At 67.0% G+C, this 16710-nt stretch carries 11 protein-coding genes and 4 pseudogenes; 3 read left to right on the plus strand and 12 right to left on the minus strand.

Features of this window, described 5'->3' with window-relative positions:
* Window positions 1–2: 2 nt before the first annotated feature.
* The 4 genes and pseudogenes from ribD to N0A20_RS17305 form a co-directional block, all read right to left on the minus strand.
* Window positions 3–952 (minus strand): annotated as a pseudogene (ribD, locus tag N0A20_RS17290) (bifunctional diaminohydroxyphosphoribosylaminopyrimidine deaminase/5-amino-6-(5-phosphoribosylamino)uracil reductase RibD).
* A gap of 33 nt (window positions 953–985) precedes the next feature.
* Complete coding sequence (locus N0A20_RS17295; protein WP_260581578.1) at window positions 986–1480, minus strand: hypothetical protein; 495 nt, start codon at window positions 1478–1480, stop codon at window positions 986–988.
* A 255-nt stretch (window positions 1481–1735) separates the two neighbouring features.
* Entirely contained in the window at window positions 1736–2185 is a 450-nt protein-coding gene (locus N0A20_RS17300) for an acyl-CoA thioesterase (protein ID WP_260581579.1), read from the minus strand.
* Window positions 2186–2193: 8 nt separating this feature from the next.
* Window positions 2194–4032, minus strand: a complete 1839-nt coding sequence (locus N0A20_RS17305; protein ID WP_260581580.1) for an aminopeptidase P family protein — start codon at window positions 4030–4032, stop codon at window positions 2194–2196.
* A gap of 82 nt (window positions 4033–4114) precedes the next feature.
* Here N0A20_RS17305 and N0A20_RS17310 point away from each other — a divergent pair.
* Window positions 4115–6266 (plus strand): annotated as a pseudogene (locus N0A20_RS17310) (S9 family peptidase).
* Between the two features lie 212 nt (window positions 6267–6478).
* Here N0A20_RS17310 and N0A20_RS17315 read toward each other — a convergent pair.
* The 7 genes and pseudogenes from N0A20_RS17315 to N0A20_RS17345 form a co-directional block, all read right to left on the minus strand.
* Window positions 6479–7092, minus strand: a pseudogene (locus N0A20_RS17315) (HAD family hydrolase).
* Between the two features lie 97 nt (window positions 7093–7189).
* Window positions 7190–7315, minus strand: coding sequence for a type B 50S ribosomal protein L36 (gene ykgO / locus N0A20_RS17320; protein ID WP_003046794.1), 126 nt, complete (start codon window positions 7313–7315; stop codon window positions 7190–7192).
* Between the two features lie 294 nt (window positions 7316–7609).
* Entirely contained in the window at window positions 7610–8629 is a 1020-nt protein-coding gene (gene galE, locus N0A20_RS17325) for a UDP-glucose 4-epimerase GalE (RefSeq protein ID WP_260581581.1), read from the minus strand.
* Between the two features lie 213 nt (window positions 8630–8842).
* Window positions 8843–10300, minus strand: a complete 1458-nt coding sequence (rpoN, locus tag N0A20_RS17330) for an RNA polymerase factor sigma-54 (RefSeq protein WP_260581582.1) — start codon at window positions 10298–10300, stop codon at window positions 8843–8845.
* Between the two features lie 139 nt (window positions 10301–10439).
* Window positions 10440–11256: pseudogene (gene lptB, locus N0A20_RS17335) on the minus strand (LPS export ABC transporter ATP-binding protein).
* 224 nt (window positions 11257–11480) lie between these two features.
* Window positions 11481–12875, minus strand: a complete 1395-nt coding sequence (gene pgmG, locus N0A20_RS17340) for a phosphoglucomutase/phosphomannomutase PgmG (protein ID WP_260581583.1) — start codon at window positions 12873–12875, stop codon at window positions 11481–11483.
* 193 nt (window positions 12876–13068) lie between these two features.
* Window positions 13069–13878, minus strand: coding sequence for a division plane positioning ATPase MipZ (locus tag N0A20_RS17345; RefSeq protein ID WP_260581584.1), 810 nt, complete (start codon window positions 13876–13878; stop codon window positions 13069–13071).
* An 83-nt stretch (window positions 13879–13961) separates the two neighbouring features.
* On the opposite strand from N0A20_RS17345, the gene panC reads away from it, so the two are divergent.
* Entirely contained in the window at window positions 13962–14801 is an 840-nt protein-coding gene (gene panC / locus N0A20_RS17350) for a pantoate--beta-alanine ligase (RefSeq protein WP_260581585.1), read from the plus strand.
* Between the two features lie 253 nt (window positions 14802–15054).
* Window positions 15055–15369 (plus strand): hypothetical protein, encoded by a 315-nt coding sequence (locus tag N0A20_RS17355; RefSeq protein ID WP_260581586.1) that lies wholly within the window; start codon window positions 15055–15057, stop codon window positions 15367–15369.
* A gap of 177 nt (window positions 15370–15546) precedes the next feature.
* Here the strand turns inward: N0A20_RS17355 and N0A20_RS17360 are convergent, their stop codons facing one another.
* On the minus strand, window positions 15547–16698 hold the full coding sequence (locus N0A20_RS17360) for a GNAT family N-acetyltransferase (protein ID WP_260581587.1): 1152 nt from the start codon (window positions 16696–16698) through the stop codon (window positions 15547–15549).
* Window positions 16699–16710 lie beyond the last annotated feature (12 nt).

The following is a 16710-nucleotide window of genomic DNA, read 5'->3' on the forward strand; positions in this document are numbered from 1 at the left end:
GTCTAAGGTCCTTCTCTGACCCGCTCGTAGACGTCGAGCCGGTCGCTGCCAAGCAGGCGGCTGTCGGCGAGGCGCCAGCGCCCGTGCGCGGCGGCCAGGTCGGCGAGGCCGATATCGCCGAGCGCGGGTCGTACGGCGCCGATCAGGATCGGCGCGCGATAGAGCAGCAGCCGGTCGACGCGGTCGGCGGCGAGAAAGGCCGACGCCGCGCCGGCGCCGCCCTCGACGAGCAGCGAATCGACGCCCTCGACCGCTTCGGGCGCGGCGGCGGCGGTCCAGCCGGCGGGCGCCGCGCCGCGCGTGAGCAGATATTTGCGGGGGCTGCGATCTTCGAGGCCGGGCAGCCGCACGTCGAGCTGCGGCGCGTCGGCGTCGAAAGTGCCGCGCCCGACGAGGATCGCCTGATGCCGCGCGCGTTCGAGATGGCCGTGCGCGCGCGCGCGCGGACCGGTAATCCAGCGGCTCGACCCGTCGGCGCGCGCGATACAGCCATCGAGCGAGGTCGCCAGCTTGAGCGTGACGAACGGACGGCCCGACGCCCGCCGCGTCCACCATGGCGCCATCGCGCGCCGCGCCTCGGCCGAGCAGGACATTGAACAGGACGTCGATCCCCGCGCCGCGCAGCCGGGCGATGCCCTGGCCATTGGTGCGCGGATCGGGGTCCTCCGCGGCGACGACGACCCGCGCGACGCCGAGCGCCGATCAGCGAATCGGTGCAGCAGGGGCCGCGCGGGCTCGCGTGCGCGCAGGGTTCGAGGCTGACATAGGCGGTGGCGCCGCGCGCCGCTTCGCCCGCCACCGCCAGCGCCATCGCCTCGGCGTGCGGGCGGCCGCCGGCCTGCGTCCAGCCGCGCCCGGCGACGCGGCCGTCGCGCACCAGGATGCAGCCGACGTTGGGATTGGGCGCCGACGCGGGGCGGCCGCGCTGCGACAGGGCGATCGCCGCCGCCATCCAGTCGGCATCGGCGGGCGGGCGCCGCATCGGTCAGCGAGCGGTCGCGGGGGGAGCGGCGGGCGCCGGTTGCGGGCCGGGCGCCGGCTGCGGGCCGCGCGCGGCGCGTTCGGCGAGCGTCGAGCGTTTGGGCGGCTCGGGCTTTTTCTTCGCCGCCGCGGCGGCTTCGGCGCCGAGCGTTTCGCGCGTGATCCTGTCCGCCTCGGCCGAATCATAGTCGACCCCCATCATGTCGGCCAGCCGCTGATATTCGGCGCGCTTTTCGGCGTTGCGCAGCGTGGTTTCCCTGGCGCGCGCTACCCAGTCGGCGCGAATCTCCGCATCGCCGCGCTTGGCGGTCCAATTCTCGAAATAGATGATCTGCGCCTTGGGCTTTTCATAAGGGATCAGATATTTCGACACGCCGTTGAAGACCAGCCAGGTCAGCACGATCGCGACGCCCCATATGGCCCAGCGGTGCGGGCGCGGCTCGCGGATATAGGCCCAGAAATCGGACAGGCCGCCGCCGAGATCGGGAGTGGTGAACATGCGCATGGCGCCAATTTAGGCGATGTCGCGCCGATTTGCGAGGGGATAGCGATGGCGCGCGGCGCACGTCCGCTCGGCATTACGATTGCAAAAAATGCAACTGCAAATGCTCATTTCGCAGTTGCAACATTTTTTGTGCGCTGCAATATGAGCATGCCTTTTAGGCATCCTCTCCCAAAACTTTCACGGGCCACCTTCGGGTGGCCCTTTTTTTCGACCTTTTTGGTTGAGAGGGCCGATCCGGCGAAAAGCGAATCAGTCCTGAACCGGGGTCCGCGATTCGAATCGCCGGACTTCGGCGATGAAGCTGCCGGGCAGCGGCGTCGGCTGGCCGCTGTCGCGGTCGATATGCTGATAGCGGATTTCGATATCGGTCAGCCGCTCCTCGCCCCGGAAAATCGCGCAATGGAGCGTGAAATGGTCGCGCCCGAACCGGCTGATCCGCGCCGCGATGGTGATCCGTTCGTCGAGCCGCGCGGGCGCGTGATAGTCGATTTCGCAGCGCACCTCGCGGATGTCGGTGCCATATTGGTGAAAATAGGGTCCCGGCTGCCCCTCGCCGAGCGCGCGGAAATATTCGGTCACGCCGATGTCGGCATAGACCAGATAATTGCCGTTGAAGACGATATTCTGCCCGTCGATCTCGTTGAAGCGCACGCGCACCACCTCGTGGACGCGAAAATCGCCAAGCGGAACCTGTTCCATGTCCACGCTCAGGCGGCGAGCGCGGCGGGGCTGCGGTCGAGCGGCGCGCAGGCGGCCGCGAGCCATTCGCGGTCCGCGCCCTCCATCCCCGGCGACAATTTCGCGAACACCGCGGCATGATAGACGTCGAGCCAGTCGGCCTCGCCGGGCGACAGCAGCGCGACGTCGACCAGGTTCTGCGCGATCGGCGCAAAGGTGATCGTCTCGAACCCCAGCATCTCCTCCTCGGCGCCGTCGATGCGCTGCGGCACGACGATCACCAGATTTTCGATGCGGATGCCGAAATGCCCCGCCTTGTAATAGCCGGGCTCGTTCGACAGGATCATGCCCGCGTGCAGCGGCTCCTCGGTCCCCGCCTGCCCCCCGGCGGGCTTGGCGATGCGCTGCGGCCCTTCGTGGACCGCCAGATAGGTGCCGACGCCGTGCCCGGTGCCATGCGCATAGTCGACCCCGTCGGCCCACAGATATTGGCGCGCGAGAATGTCGAGCTGGCTACCGCGCGTCCCCTTGGGAAAGCGCGCCGTCGCGAGCGCGATATGGCCCTTCAGCACCTGGGTGAAGCGGCGGCGCATTTCGGCGGTCGGCGTGCCGATTGCGATGGTGCGCGTGATATCGGTGGTGCCGTCGGCATATTGGCCGCCCGAATCGACCAGATAGAGCGTGCCGGTCTCGATGCGGCGGTTCGTCGTCGCGTCGACCTTGTAATGCGGCAGCGCGCCATTGGGCCCCGCGGCCGAGATGGTGTCGAAGCTCAGGTCGACGAGCCCGCCGTTCGCCTCGCGAAATTCGCGCAGCTTGGCCGCCGCGCCGAGTTCGTCGAGCCCGCCCTGCGGCGCGACATCCTCCATCCATTGCAGGAAGCGCGCGACCGCGACGCCGTCGCGGACGTGCGCGGCGCGCGTGCCGTCGAGCTCGGTGTCGTTCTTGATCGCCTTGGGCAGCACCGCCGGATCGCGGTGGCGTTCGACCTTCGCGCCCGCCGCCTCGAGCGCGGTGAAGATCGCCGCGACCGCGCTGCCCGGATCGACCGCGACCTTCCTGTCCTTCAGCGCGGCAAGCGCCGCCTCGAAGGCGCTGCGGTCGTGGATGCGCACGCTGTTGCCGAGATGCGTCCGCACCGCGTCGGTGACCTTCCCGGGCGCGATGAACAGGTCGGCGGTGGCGTCGGCGTGGAGCAGCGCGAAGGCGAGCCCGACCGGCGTGTGGCTGACGTCCGCCCCGCGGATGTTGAAGGTCCAGGCGATCGAATCGAGCGCGGTCATCACGCTGGTGTCGAGCCCCTTCGCCTTCAGCCAGTCGGCGATCGCCTGCCTTTTTTCGACCGCGCTCTGCCCCGCCAGCCTGACGTCGTGGACCGCGACCGGCGCGTCGCTCGGCGCGGGCTGATCGTCCCACACCGCGTCGATCGGGTTCGACGTGACCGCGACGAGTTCGGCGCCCTTCGCCGCGAGCGCCTTCGCGGTCGCGACCGCCCAGTCGATGCCGTGGAGCCAGGGATCGTAACCGACCTTCTGCCCCGCGGCGACGTTCGCGCCGAGCCATTCGGCGACGCTCGACTGCGGCACGCCGACATAGTCGAACAGCGTCCCGTCGACCTGGTCGCGCACCTGCACCGTGTAGCGCCCGTCGACGAACACCGCCGCCTTTGCCGGCAGCACCGCCGCCGTCCCCGCCGAGCCGCCGAAGCCGGTCAGCCACGCCATGCGCTGCGCATAGGCGCCGACATATTCGCTCATATGCTCGTCGCTGATCGGCACGACGAAGCCGTCGAGCCCGCGCTTCGCCAGTTCGGCGCGCAGGCGGGTCAGGCGGTCGGCGTGGGCCTGACTTGGGACGGGGCTGGACATGACGGCTTCCTTGTTCCTACATCGCGGCCATCCCGCCCATCGGGGCGACACCGCGGGGGTTTTAGTGATGCGCGCTATTTGGATGTTTCTGGCGGCAATTGCCACCCCGCTTGTCGCGGCCCCCGGCGCTTTCGCCGAAGAGAAAGACACAGCCTTGACCGACAAGACCTCTGCCCTGCCCGCCGCCCCGATCGCGGACAAGCGCCCGCACGAGACGGTGCTGCACGGCAAGACCCTCTCCGATCCGTATCACTGGCTGAGGGACGAAAGCTATCCGGTGGTCGATGACGAGGACGTGCTCGACTATGTGAAGGCCGAAAATGCCTATTTCGACGCGGCGATGAAGCCGCACGAAGCCCTTGTCGAAACGCTGTTCCAGGAGATGAAGGGCCGGATCAAGGAAGCCGATTCGAGCGTGCCGCAGAAGGACGGCGACTGGAGCTATTGGGTCGAGTATGAGGAAGGCGCCGAGTACAAGAAATGGTATCGCAGGCCCGCCGCGGGCGGTGATGCGGCGCTGATCCTCGACGAGGTCGCGATGGCCGAGGGCAAGGATTATTTCCGCCTCGCCGAAGTGTCGGTCAGCCCGAACGGCAAGCTGATGGCCTATTCGTTCGACGACAATGGCTCCGAACGCTTCGAGGTGCGCATCCGCAACCTCGAAACCGGCGAGATGCTGTCCGACGTCATTCCGGGCACGCTGTCGTCGCTGGTGTGGACCGCGAACAACGACGCGCTGCTCTACGGCCTCGCCAACGAGAATTGGCGCACCGACAATGTCCGGCTGCACAAGCTCGGCACGCCGGTGGACACCGACAAACTGCTCTACAAGGAGCCCGACATCGGTTTCGGGGTCGGCATCGGCAAGACCGCCGCCGACAATTATATCGTGATCGCGACGGGCGACAACGAAACGAGCGAGGTCTATCTGCTCCCCGCCGACAACCCCGAAGCGCCGATGCAACTGGTCTCGGCCCGCAAGAAGGGCCGCGAATACAGCGTCGATGAGCGGAACGGCACGCTCTACATCCACACCAACGACGAGCATCCGAACTTCCGCGTCGCCACCGCGAGCATCAAAAAGCCCGGCGATTGGAAGACGCTGATCCCCGGATCGGACCACAGCTATATCACCGGCGTCTCGGTGTTCCGCGACTATTTCGTGCTGGAGGCGCGCGAGGACGGGCTCGATCAGGTCGATGTCCGCCGATACGACGCGCCGCTGACCCCCGGCCGGATCAAATTTCCCGAGGCCACTTATGTGGCGGGACTCGGCGACAATCCCGAATATCATCAGGACAAGCTCCGGCTCGACTATGAATCGATGGTCACCCCCGACACCGTCTATGATTATGACATCGCGAGCGGCAAGCTCGAGACGCTGAAGGTGCAGGAAATCCCTTCGGGTTACGATGCCACGCAATATGTAACCGAAAGGGTTAACCTGCCGAGCCGCGACGGCAAGACGATGATCCCCGCCTCGCTCGTCTACAAGAAGGGGACGAAGCTCGACGGCAGCGCGCCGATGCACCTCTATGCCTATGGCAGCTACGGCTACCGCGTGCCGCCGGGCTTTTCGACGACGCGGCTCAGCCTCGTCGATCGCGGCATGATCTACGCCATCGCGCATGTCCGCGGCGGCGACGATCTGGGGCGCGCCTGGTATCTCGCGGGCAAGACCTTCGAGCGCAAGAACACCTTCAACGACTTCATCGACGTCGCCAGGGGGCTGATCGCCAAGAACTACACCAGCGCCGAGCAGGATTTCGGTCGAAGGCCGCTCGGCGGGCGGGCAGGTGATGGGCGTCATCTACAATGAGGCGCCCGAACTGTGGGGCGCGGTGCTGGCGGGGGTGCCCTTCGTCGACGTCATCAACACGATGGTCGACGAAACGCTGCCGCTGACGCCGGGCGAATGGCCCGAATGGGGCAACCCGATCACCGACAAGGCCGCGTTCGACTATATGCTGAGCTACAGCCCCTACGACAACGTCACCGCGAAGGCCTATCCGCCGATGCTGGTGTCGGCGGGCCTCAACGACCCGCGCGTGACCTATTGGGAACCCGCCAAATGGGTCGCCAAGCTGCGCGCGACGCGGACCAACGATGCGACCCTGCTGCTGCGCACCAACATGGGCGCGGGCCACGCCGGCAAATCGGGCCGCTGGGGCGCCCTGCGCGAGGACGCCGAGGAATTCGCCTTCGTGCTGACGCAGCTCGGGGTGGAGAAATAGTTTTTTCGGGTTCACGCGAAGACGCGAAGGCGCGAAGAATTTCCTGACATCCGTTCGTGCTGAGCTTGTCGAAGCACCGTCCTTCTTCTTGCGGCGTCAAAAGAAAGAACGGCCCTTCGACAGGCTCAGGGCGAACGGAGTAGGGTAAACCCTTCGCGCCTTCGCGTCTTCGCGTGAAACAAATCGCACCGAAGTCCGCGGCATTTCCCCGCTTAATCGGCCAGAAACCCCCGTCTCGCCAGTTCGGCTTCCAGCGTCTCCGCATCGACGAACCGGTGCCCCGCGATGCCCACCGACTCGGCGCCCGCGACATTCGCCGTCACATCGTCGATGAAGAAGGCCCCCGCCGGGTCGATACCGAATCGCTCGATCGCGAGGGCATAGATCGCGGGGTCGGGCTTCATCATTTTCTCGGTGCCCGACACGATGATGCCCCGGAAGCGGTCGAACACCGGTTGGGTCGGGCGAAAACCCTGCCAGAAATCATGGCCGAAATTGGTGATCGCGAACAGCGGCACACCCGCGGCATCCAATCGCTCCACCAGTTCGAGGCTGCCCGGCACCGGTCCGGGAATCGATTCGTTGAAGCGCGCCGCATAAGCGTCGATCAGCGCGGCATGGCCGGGAAATTCGGCCTTCCGTTCGGCGACCATCTCGGCGATCGGCTAGCACGGCGTCGTGCTGGAAATGCCAAGCTCGGCGTGACGACGTTGGCGACGAACCATTCGAGTTCGTCCCCGTCGGCGATCAGTTTGGCGAACAGGTGCCGCAAATCCCATTCGAACAGCACGCGGCCGACGTCGAAGATGACGCAGCGGGGGATCATGCGGACACCGGACACGCGAAAGCGCCGCCGGAAGCATCCGACGGCGTGACGCGTTTCAGCAAAAGCAAACGGGGCAAAATCGCCCCGCGCAGGGGCATCAGCCCTGGCGCGCCTTGAAGCGGCGGTTGGTCTTGTTGATCACATAGGTCCGGCCGCGACGGCGGATCACGCGGTTGTCCCGGTGGCGGTCCTTCAGCGACTTCAGGCTGTTGCGAATCTTCATGATCTTGTGTCCGTAAAAACTCTGGCGGTAACGCGAAGCGGCGCACCTATGGGGATGCGGGCCAAAAGTCAACCGGCTTGGCGGCGTTTGCTGCGGATATGCCGCGCCGTGGAACGGGTTCACGCGGAGGCGCGGAGACGCGGAGAAGAAATTTTCGCGCAGAGATCGCAGAGATCGCAGAGGAGAAAGAAAAAGGCGGCAAAGCCGCCAATCTTCTCTCTACTTCTCCGCGTCTCCGCGAGAATCAAAAATCTCTGCGCCCTCTGCGTCCTCTGCGCGAATCCTGTCAAAGGATCACGCCGCGAGCCGCCGCTCGACCAGCGCGCGTTCCCACGCCAGCGCGTGCGCGACGATCGTGTCGAGGTCGGCGTAGCGCGGTTCCCAGCCGAGGACGCTGCGAATCGCGCCATTGTCGGCGATCAGCGCATCGGGGTCGCCCGCCCGGCGCGGCCCCATGCGGCGTTCGATCTTGCGATTCGTCGCCTTGTCGACCGCGTCGAGCACTTCGAGCACCGAAAAACCCCGGCCATAACCGCAGTTGAGCTTGTGGCTCGTATCGGGCGCGGCGATCAGCGCGTCGAGCGCGAGCAGATGCGCCGCGGCAAGGTCGCTGACATGGATATAGTCGCGCACCCCGGTGCCGTCGGGGGTCGCGAAGTCGGTGCCGAACACATCGACGTGGCCGCGCTGCCCGAGCGCCGCCTCGACCGCGACCTTGATCAGATGCGTCGCGCCGGCGGTCGACTGGCCGCCGCGCGCCTCGGGATCAGCACCGGCGACGTTGAAATAGCGCAGCGCGATATAGTTGAAATCATGCGCCGCGGCGACATCGGCGAGCATCGCCTCGGTCATCAGCTTCGACATGCCATAGGGGTTGATCGGCCGCTGCGGCGCATCCTCGCGCACCGGGATGGCGTCGGGGATGCCATAGGTGGCGGCGGTCGAGGAAAAGATGAAATGGCGCACCCCGGCGTGCACCGCGGTGTCGATCAGCGTCCGGCTGCGCGCGCTGTTGTTGTCGTAATATTTGAGCGGGTTGGTCACCGATTCGGGCACCACGACCGATCCCGCGAAATGCATGATCGCGCCGACATCCTGCTCGGCGACGATCCGCGTGACGAGCGCCGCGTCGGCGATATCGCCCTCGTAGAAGGCCGCGCCCTTCGGCACCGCCCAGCGGAAGCCCGTGACGAGATTGTCGAGCACCGCGACACGCCAGCCCGCATCGAGCAGCGCCAGCACCGCATGGCTGCCGATATAGCCGGCGCCGCCGGTCACGAGCACGGTGAAGGGATGCGGCGGCGCAGAGGTCACGGGCGGTCGGCTCCTTTGGCCCGAACGCTAGCCGCGACATGGTTAGGAATTGGTTAGCAGGAGGATCCTCCCCGAAAACGGGGAGGGGGACCACCCGAAGGGTGGTGGAGGGGCACCGTCGGTTTACGCGACCTGCAAGCGGCAAGGCAAACCTCCTGTGCCCCTCCGCCATGCTGCGCATGGTCCCCCTCCCCCGTTGGGGGAGGATCGGCGCTACCCTGCCAGCGCCTTCTGCCGCCGCCTTTGCACCGACGAGCCATAGCCCATCGCCTCGCGGTACTTCACCACCGTGCGCCGCGCGATGTCGTGGCCCTCGGCCGACAGCCGCTGCGCGATCGTCTCGTCGGAGAGGATCGCCTTGGCGTCCTCGCCCTCGATCATCGCCCTGATCCGCGCCTTCACCGCCTCGGCCGACACCGCGCCGTCGCCCTCGACCGCCGAAATGCCCGACGAGAAGAAATATTTGAGCTCGAACAGCCCGCGCGCACAGCTCAGATATTTGTTGCTCGTCACCCGGCTGACGGTCGATTCGTGCATGCCGATCTCCTCGGCGACCTGGCGCAGCGTCAGCGGGCGCATATGCGCGACGCCGTGCAGGAAAAACCCCTCCTGCTGCTTCACGATCGCGCTCGCGACCTTGACGATCGTGCGCTGGCGCTGGTCGAGAGCACGCACCAGCCAGTTGGCGCCGGCGAGCTGTTCGGAAAGCCATGCCTTGCTCTTCGCCGCCGCACCCGCCGCGAGTTCGCTGTAATAGCGGCGGTTGACGAGCAGCCGCGGCAGCGTCCCGCTGTTGATCTCGACCGCCCAGCCCTTCGCGGTCTGGCGCACATAGAGGTCGGGGACCACCGCCTGCGTCGGCGACCCGCCGAAGCGCAGCCCCGGCTTGGGATCATAGCCGCGCAGCTCGCGGATCATGTCGGCCAGATCCTCGTCGTCGACGCCGCAGATGCGCTTCAATTGCGGGAAGGCGCCCTTGGCGACGAGGTCGAGATGCGCGATCATCGTCGCCATCGCGGGGTCGTAGCGGTCGGCCTCGCGCGCCTGGATCGCGATGCATTCGGCGAGGTCGCGGCCGCCGACCCCCGACGGATCGAACAATTGCACCCCCGCGAGCACGCTCTCGACGAGCGCGAGCGGCACGCCGAGCCGCTGCGCTAGGTCGGACAGGTCGGCGCGCAGATAGCCCGCCTCGTCGATCATCGCGACGAGCTGTTCGGCGATCAGCGCCTCCAGCCCCGAGAACCGCTCGCCGACCTGCGCGAGCAGATGCTCGTAGAGGCTGTCGGCCTCGCCGGCGAAGCTGTCGAAGTCTATCCCTTCGCCGTCGCCCGACAGGCCGACGCTGTCGCTCGCGCTGTCGTGGTGGAAGCTTTCGGCGGTGAGGTCGACGTCGAGATCGGCGGCGGCGGCGCTGTCGGAGGACAAAGCCTGATCGGCGTCGAGCGATGCCGCCTCGACCGGTGCGGCCTCGCCCTCGGGCGCGTCATCGCCGGCGGCCTCGCTGTCGGGCGCGGCGGTGTCGAGCAGGGGATTGCCCTCCAGCGCCTCGGCCAGATAGGCGTCGAGTTCGAGGTTCGACAGCGCCAGCAGCTTGATCGCCTGCTGCAGCTGCGGCGTCATCACCAGCGATTGCGACTGGCGAAGATCGAGGCGCGGACCCAACGCCATCGGCGATTAATTCACTATTCTGCGTGCTCCCGCGAAGGCGGGAGCCCATCGCCTGCCGGTTCGATCTTGAACCCTCGGGAGATGGGTCCCCGCCTTCGCGGGGACACAGGAACATTTTTATGGCGGCAGGCCGCGAAGATCACAGCGAGAAACCCTCGCCCAGATACAGCCGCCGCACCTCGGGGTCGGCGACGAGTTCGGCGGGCGAGCCCGCGAGCAGCACCTTGCCGTCGTAGATGATGCAGGCGCGATCGACGAGGTCGAGCGTTTCGCGGACATTGTGATCGGTGATCAGCACCCCGATGCCGCGCGTCTTCAAATCGGCGACAAGGTCGCGAATGTCCGAGATCGACAGCGGGTCGATGCCCGCGAACGGCTCGTCGAGCAGCATGATCGACGGGTTGGCAGCGAGCGCGCGGGCGATTTCGGCGCGGCGCCGTTCGCCGCCCGACAGCGCCATCGCGGCGGCATCGCGCAGGCGGGTGAGGCCGAATTCGTCGAGCAGTTCCTCGAGCCGGCTGTTCGCGCGCCACCTTGTCGGGCTCGCTGAGTTCGAGCACCGCCTCGATATTCTGCGCCACCGTCATGCCGCGAAAGATCGAGGTTTCCTGCGGCAGATAGCCGAGGCCGAGGATCGCGCGGCGGTACATCGGCAGCGCGGTGATGTCGGCGCCGTCGAGCATGATGCGCCCCGCGTCGGGCTTCACCAGCCCCATGATCGAATAGAAGCAGGTCGTCTTGCCCGCGCCGTTCGGGCCGAGCAGCCCGACGACCTCGCCCTTGCCCACCGACAGCGACACGTCGGACAGCACGACGCGCTTGTCATAGCTTTTGGCGATCGACACCACCGCGAGCCCGTTGCCCGCCGCGGCTTCCTCCTGGACATGCGCGACATGCTCGGCGACGCCATGGTCGTCGCTGGGCGGCGGGGTCGCGAGAGAGGTATCGTCGGTCATAGTGGCATCGCTGTCCGTTCAAAACTTGCGCTCCGTTACCCGAGGAGCGGCGGCAAGGTCAATCTGGCAAGATTTTTGCATCAAAGCCACGCCCTCCCCTTCAGGGGAGGGCAGCGAGACTTACGAACTTGTTCGTTAGTCGCAGCGGGTGGGGGCCATCGGCCTCGCGCAAGGCCGATGGACCCCACCCCAACCCCTCCCCTGAAGGGGAGGGGCTAAAAGGCTCAATGCCCCGCCGTTTCCCCGCGCGCCACCCCCGACAGCGCGAGCTGTTCGTCGATCGCCGCCATCAGCCGTTCGAGCGCCGCCGCGTCCTTCGCCTCGGCGCGCGCCACCAGCACGTCCTGCGTGTTCGAGGCGCGGAGCAGCCACCAGCCGTCGTCGGTCAGCACCCGCGCGCCGTCGGTGCGGTCGACCTTCGCCCCCGACGCGGCGAGCCGCGCCAGAACCTCATCCACAATGGCGAATTTTCGCACCTCGTCGACCTGGAAGCGCAGTTCGGGGGTGTTGACCATCGGCGCCATCGCGCCGCGCAATGTGGTGACGCTCTGCCCGAGCTTCGTCGCCGCCTCGATCAGCCGCACCGCGGCATAGGGCGCGTCGTCATAGCCGTAATAGCGGTCGGCGAAGAAGATATGGCCGCTCATCTCGCCCGCCAGCGGGCTACCGGTTTCCTTCATCTTCGCCTTGATCAGGCTGTGGCCGGTCTTCCACATCAGCGGCTGGCCGCCCAGTTCGGCGACGCGGTCGAACAGCGCCTGGCTCGCCTTCACATCGGCGATCACCGTCGCGCCCGGACGGTCCTTGAGCACCGCGGCGGCATAGATCTGGAGGAGCTGGTCGCCCCAGATCACCCGGCCCTCGCCGTCGATCGCGCCGATGCGGTCGCCATCTCCATCGAAAGCGACGCCGAAATCGAGATTCCTCTCGGCGACGAGCTTGCGCAGATCCGCCAGATTCTTCTCCTCGGTCGGATCGGGATGGTGGTTCGGGAAATGGCCGTCGATGTCGGTAAACAGCAGGAAATGCTCGCCGGGCAGGCGCGCGGTCAATTTCTCGATGACGGTGCCCGCGGCGCCGTTGCCGGCGTCCCAGCCGACGCGGTAGGCCCCGCCGACGAAACCCTCGACCAGCCGGTCGACATAGGCGTCGACGATGTCGATGCTCTGCGACGATCCCTCTGCCCCAAGACTGGCAACTTCCCAGTCGCCCGCCGCCGCCATCGTGCCGATCGCCTGGATATCGGCGCCGTAAAAGGGGCGGCCCTGAAACACCATCTTGAAGCCGTTGTAATCGGGGGGATTGTGGCTGCCGGTTATCTGTATGCCGCCATCGACTGGCTGCGTTGACGCGGCGTAATAGAGCATCGGCGTCGGCCCGAGCCCGACGTTGAGCGCGTCGACGCCCGCGGCCGTGATCCCCTCGACCAGCGCCTCGGCGAGCATCGGCGACGACAGCCGCCCGTCATAACCCACCGCGACCGACTTGCCGCCCGCGCGGGCGATCAGCGTCGCGAAGCTGCGTCCGATGGCGGTGGCGTCGGCGGCGGACAGCGTGTCGCCGACGACCCCGCGGATGTCATATTCGCGCAGCATCGTCGGGTGGAATTGGTGGGTCATGGTCGATCTCTTTTCAGAAGCGGAAAAATCGGGCGCGCGCCAAACCACTTCCGATTCCCCGAGCGAAGCCGAGGGGCTATGCCGAGCGAAGTCGAGGCCGCGACGGTGCGGGTTCTCGCTTCGCTCGAAGGGGCCCCTCGGCTTCGCTCGGGGAATCGGAGTGAAGTTGGATTTATATTCATTCCATCCAGCATCAGGCAGCGGCGAACAGATCCCCGTCCGGATGCAACCGTTCGCGCGCGGGAAGGTTCAATCCCGCCATCGCCTCGCGCAATTCCTGCCGCGCGACGACATGGCCGATGCCCATGCCGCCGAGATGCGCCTTGTCGAGCAGGGTGAGCCCGGCGGGGAACAGCTCGCGATAGATGACGCGCTCGCCGAGCCCCGGAATGACGCGGAAGCCGACGCGGCGCGACAATTGCGTCAGCGCCTCGCCGACGCGGCGCATATTGTGCGCATCGACATGCTGGAGGCGGTTGCGCAGGATGATCCAGTCGATCGTCCGCCCGTCGCTCTTCGCGCGCGCCTTGCGGGCGTCCCAGATGAGTTCGGAATAGAAGCTCGGACGCGTGACCTGAAAGCTTTCGGGATCGACCTGGCCGATCAGGTCGAAATCGATGAAGCTGTCGTTGATCGGGGTGACCAGCGTATCGGCCCCGGTCGCAAGGTGGCGCGCGAAGACATCGTCGCGGCCCGGCGTGTCGGCGACGAAATAATCGGCGCCTTCGGACAGGCGCGCGACCTGTTCGTCGAGTTCCGCGATCGTCGTGCCGGTGAACACCTCGAAATCGGGGGTCGGCAGCGCGATGTCGCGGCGCTTCGCGGTCGCGGCGCGGTTTTCGAGATAGCGGTGAAAGGTGCGCTGGCGCGGGTCGAGATCGAGCCCCGCGACCTTCCACCCCTGCGCCGCCAGCGCGACCGCGAAATGCACCGCGCAGGTCGATTTGCCGGTCCCGCCCTTTTCATTGGCAAAGATGATATGGTGCGGCGCGGTTGTCGTCATGAGCGTTGCGATTTTCCTGTCGGCGGCGCATGGGGGCCGCATGGGGTGGCGTCTCAGCCGCCATTATCGGAGGCGGGGCAGCCGTGCAAATCATCCGTGACATCGCCACCCTGCACCGCGCCGTCGATGCCCTGAAACGCGACGGAAAAAGCGTCGCGCTGGTCCCCACCATGGGCGCGCTGCACGACGGACACCTGTCGCTGGTGCGCATGGGCACGCGCGTCGCCGACCATGTCGTGGTGTCGATCTTCGTCAACCCGACGCAGTTCGGCCCGAACGAGGATTATGCCGCCTATCCGCGCGACGAGGCGCGCGACGCCGCGCTGCTGGTCGAACAGGGGGTCGCGCTGCTGTGGGCGCCCGATGCCGCGGTCATGTACCCCGCCGGGCACAGCACGCATATCGAGGTCGCCGAGCTCGGCGCCGACTATTGCGGCGCGGCGCGGCCGGGCCATTTCGACGGGGTCGCGACCGTCGTCGCCAAATTGTTCAACCAGGTGCGCCCCGACGTCGCGATCTTCGGCGAGAAGGACTGGCAGCAGCTGGCGATCATCCGCCGCATGGCGCGCGACCTCGATTTCAAGCTCGACATATTGGGGGCGCCGATCGCGCGCGATGCCGACGGGCTCGCGCTGTCGTCGCGCAACGCCTATCTGAGCGAAAGCCAGCGCGTGGCGGCGACCGCCTTTCCCGACGCGCTGAAGGCCGCGGCCGCGGCGATCGCGGGCGGCGCCGACGTCGCCGAAAGCCTCGCGGCGGCGGAGAAGGCGATCGTCGCGGGCGGCTTCGACAGCGTCGACTATGTCGCGCTCACCGACGCCGACAGCCTCGAACGGCTGACGGCCTTTCGCCCCCCCGCGCGGCTGCTGGCCGCTGCGCGAATCGGCAAGACGCGGCTTATCGACAATTATCCGGTAGGCTGACCAAAGGCCGTCGCCCCCGCGAAGGCGGGGGCCGCTGGCCGCCTTTCTCAACGCCGCTGCGTAAACCGACGGCGGCCCCCGCCTTCGCGGGGGCGACGCATTTTGATAAATCGGCACGAATTAAACCGCATTTTTCCGAGGTTTCGCGACTTATCCCCGAAAAAATCGAATCGCCGTTAACGCTTTGTTGACCATGATCCGCAAGGTTCGCCCTCGAAGCTTCCCGGTGGGGGGAGGCGACAGGGGGTTACTCATGGCCAACAGTCTGAAGTCCGCGCAATATCTGATCGAAAGCCGCCTGCTCGATGCGGCGCGCGGCGACGCCAACGCCTATTTCGATCTCGGCATCGCTTTCTCGACCGGCACCGGCGGCGTCGACGCCGACCTGATCCAGGCGCACAAATGGTTCAATCTCGCAGCGCTCGGCGGCAACCGCGAAGCGCAGCAATGCCGCGCCGACCTGTCGGGCGAAATGAGCCGCGAGGAAATCGCCGAAGCGCAGCGCCAGGCCCGCGCCTGGCTCGACGAAACCGCCCGCCGCCCGGCCGCGCGGCGCTTTGCAGCCTGACGATCACTCAGACCGGCAACGTCGCGATTTTTGTTTCGCGCAAAGACGCAAAGATGTTGCGCTTGCCGCGAAGCGGCCTTGTCCTGAACAGCTGGGCCTGCCGCATCGCCGATGGGAAAAGGTGCCTCTCGGCACGAACTGGCTTCTTTGTGTCTTTGCGTCTTTGCGCGAAACCCTTCAAACTGACCGCCGAAAGGGCATATGCCCTTCGAGCCAGTCCATTTCGGCTTCCTCCGCCCGGCGCTCCTGCTCCAGAAACCCGGCGACCGCGCGCCGGAACCCCGGGTCGGCGATGAAGTGCGCCGACCAGGTCGCGACCGGCCCATAGCCGCGCGCCAGCTTGTGCCCTCCTTGCGCCCCCGCCTCGACGCGCTTCAGCCCGCGTTCGATCGCGATGTCGATCGCGCGATAATAGCAGAGCTCGAAATGCAGATAGGGGATGTCGGCGAGGCAGCCCCAGTAGCGGCCGTAGAGCGTATCGGCGCCGAGAAAATGCATCGCCCCCGCCACCGCGCGCTCGTCGGCATCGAAGGCCAGCACCAGGATGATATCGTCCGCCATCGTCGCCCCCATCAGGTCGAAGGCGGCGCGCGTGAGATAGGGCTGGCCCCATTTGCGCGCCCCGGTGTCCTGATAGAAAAGCCACATCGCGTCCCAATGCTCGGGACGGATCGCGGCGCCGGTCACCTCCTCGATGCGCAGCCCCTCGACCGCGCGCGCGCGCTCCTTGCGCAGCTGCTTGCGCTTCATCGAGGTCAGCGTGCCCAGGAAATCGTCGAAACCGCCATAGCCGGCATTGGCGAAATGAAACTGGATATCGCGGCGGACGAGCCAGCCCGCCTCTTCGAACAGCACCATCTGTTCGGGCGCCACGAAAGTCGCGTGCGCCGACGACAGGCGGTTCTGCCGCACCACCGCCTCGGCGGCGCGGATAAGCAGCGCCGCGTCGTCATCGCCGTCCGCCAGCAGGCGCGGCCCCGGCACCGGCGTGAAGGGCACGGCGATCTGCAGCTTCGGATAATAATCGCCCCCGGCGCGCGCCCAGGCATCGGCCCAGGCGTGGTCGAAGACATATTCGCCCTGGCTGTGCGACTTCAGATAGGCGGGCGCCGCGGCGACGAGCGCCCCGGCCTCGTCGCGGGCCAGCAGCGGCGCCGCCTGCCACCCCGTCCCCGGCCCGACGCTGCCCGATCGTTCGAGCAGCGACAGAAAGCGGTGCGCGACGAAGGGGTTGCCGCCACCGTGGAGCGCGTCCCACGCCGCCGCGTCGATCGCATCGACGCCGGCGCCGAGCGAAATCGTCCGGGCGGGCGGGTCGGCTTCGGCCATCTAGAAGCCTCC

The organism is Sphingopyxis sp. PET50, from assembly GCF_025244705.1.
In the GTDB taxonomy this organism is placed as follows: domain Bacteria; phylum Pseudomonadota; class Alphaproteobacteria; order Sphingomonadales; family Sphingomonadaceae; genus Sphingopyxis.

Bases quoted from the DNA above. Each gene is read 5' to 3' on its own strand.
- N0A20_RS17305 (WP_260581580.1), bottom strand. From the start codon at position 4,032: ATGTCCAGCCCCGTCCCAAGTCAGGCCCACGCCGACCGCCTGACCCGC.
- rpoN (WP_260581582.1), bottom strand. From the start codon at position 10,300: ATGGCGTTGGGTCCGCGCCTCGATCTTCGCCAGTCGCAATCGCTGGTG.
- N0A20_RS17295 (WP_260581578.1), bottom strand. From the start codon at position 1,480: ATGTTCACCACTCCCGATCTCGGCGGCGGCCTGTCCGATTTCTGGGCC.
- N0A20_RS17360 (WP_260581587.1), bottom strand. From the start codon at position 16,698: ATGGCCGAAGCCGACCCGCCCGCCCGGACGATTTCGCTCGGCGCCGGC.
- pgmG (WP_260581583.1), bottom strand. From the start codon at position 12,875: ATGACCCACCAATTCCACCCGACGATGCTGCGCGAATATGACATCCGC.
- ykgO (WP_003046794.1), bottom strand. From the start codon at position 7,315: ATGAAGATTCGCAACAGCCTGAAGTCGCTGAAGGACCGCCACCGGGAC.
- N0A20_RS17300 (WP_260581579.1), bottom strand. From the start codon at position 2,185: ATGGAACAGGTTCCGCTTGGCGATTTTCGCGTCCACGAGGTGGTGCGC.
- N0A20_RS17345 (WP_260581584.1), bottom strand. From the start codon at position 13,878: ATGACGACAACCGCGCCGCACCATATCATCTTTGCCAATGAAAAGGGC.
- N0A20_RS17355 (WP_260581586.1), top strand. From the start codon at position 15,055: ATGGCCAACAGTCTGAAGTCCGCGCAATATCTGATCGAAAGCCGCCTG.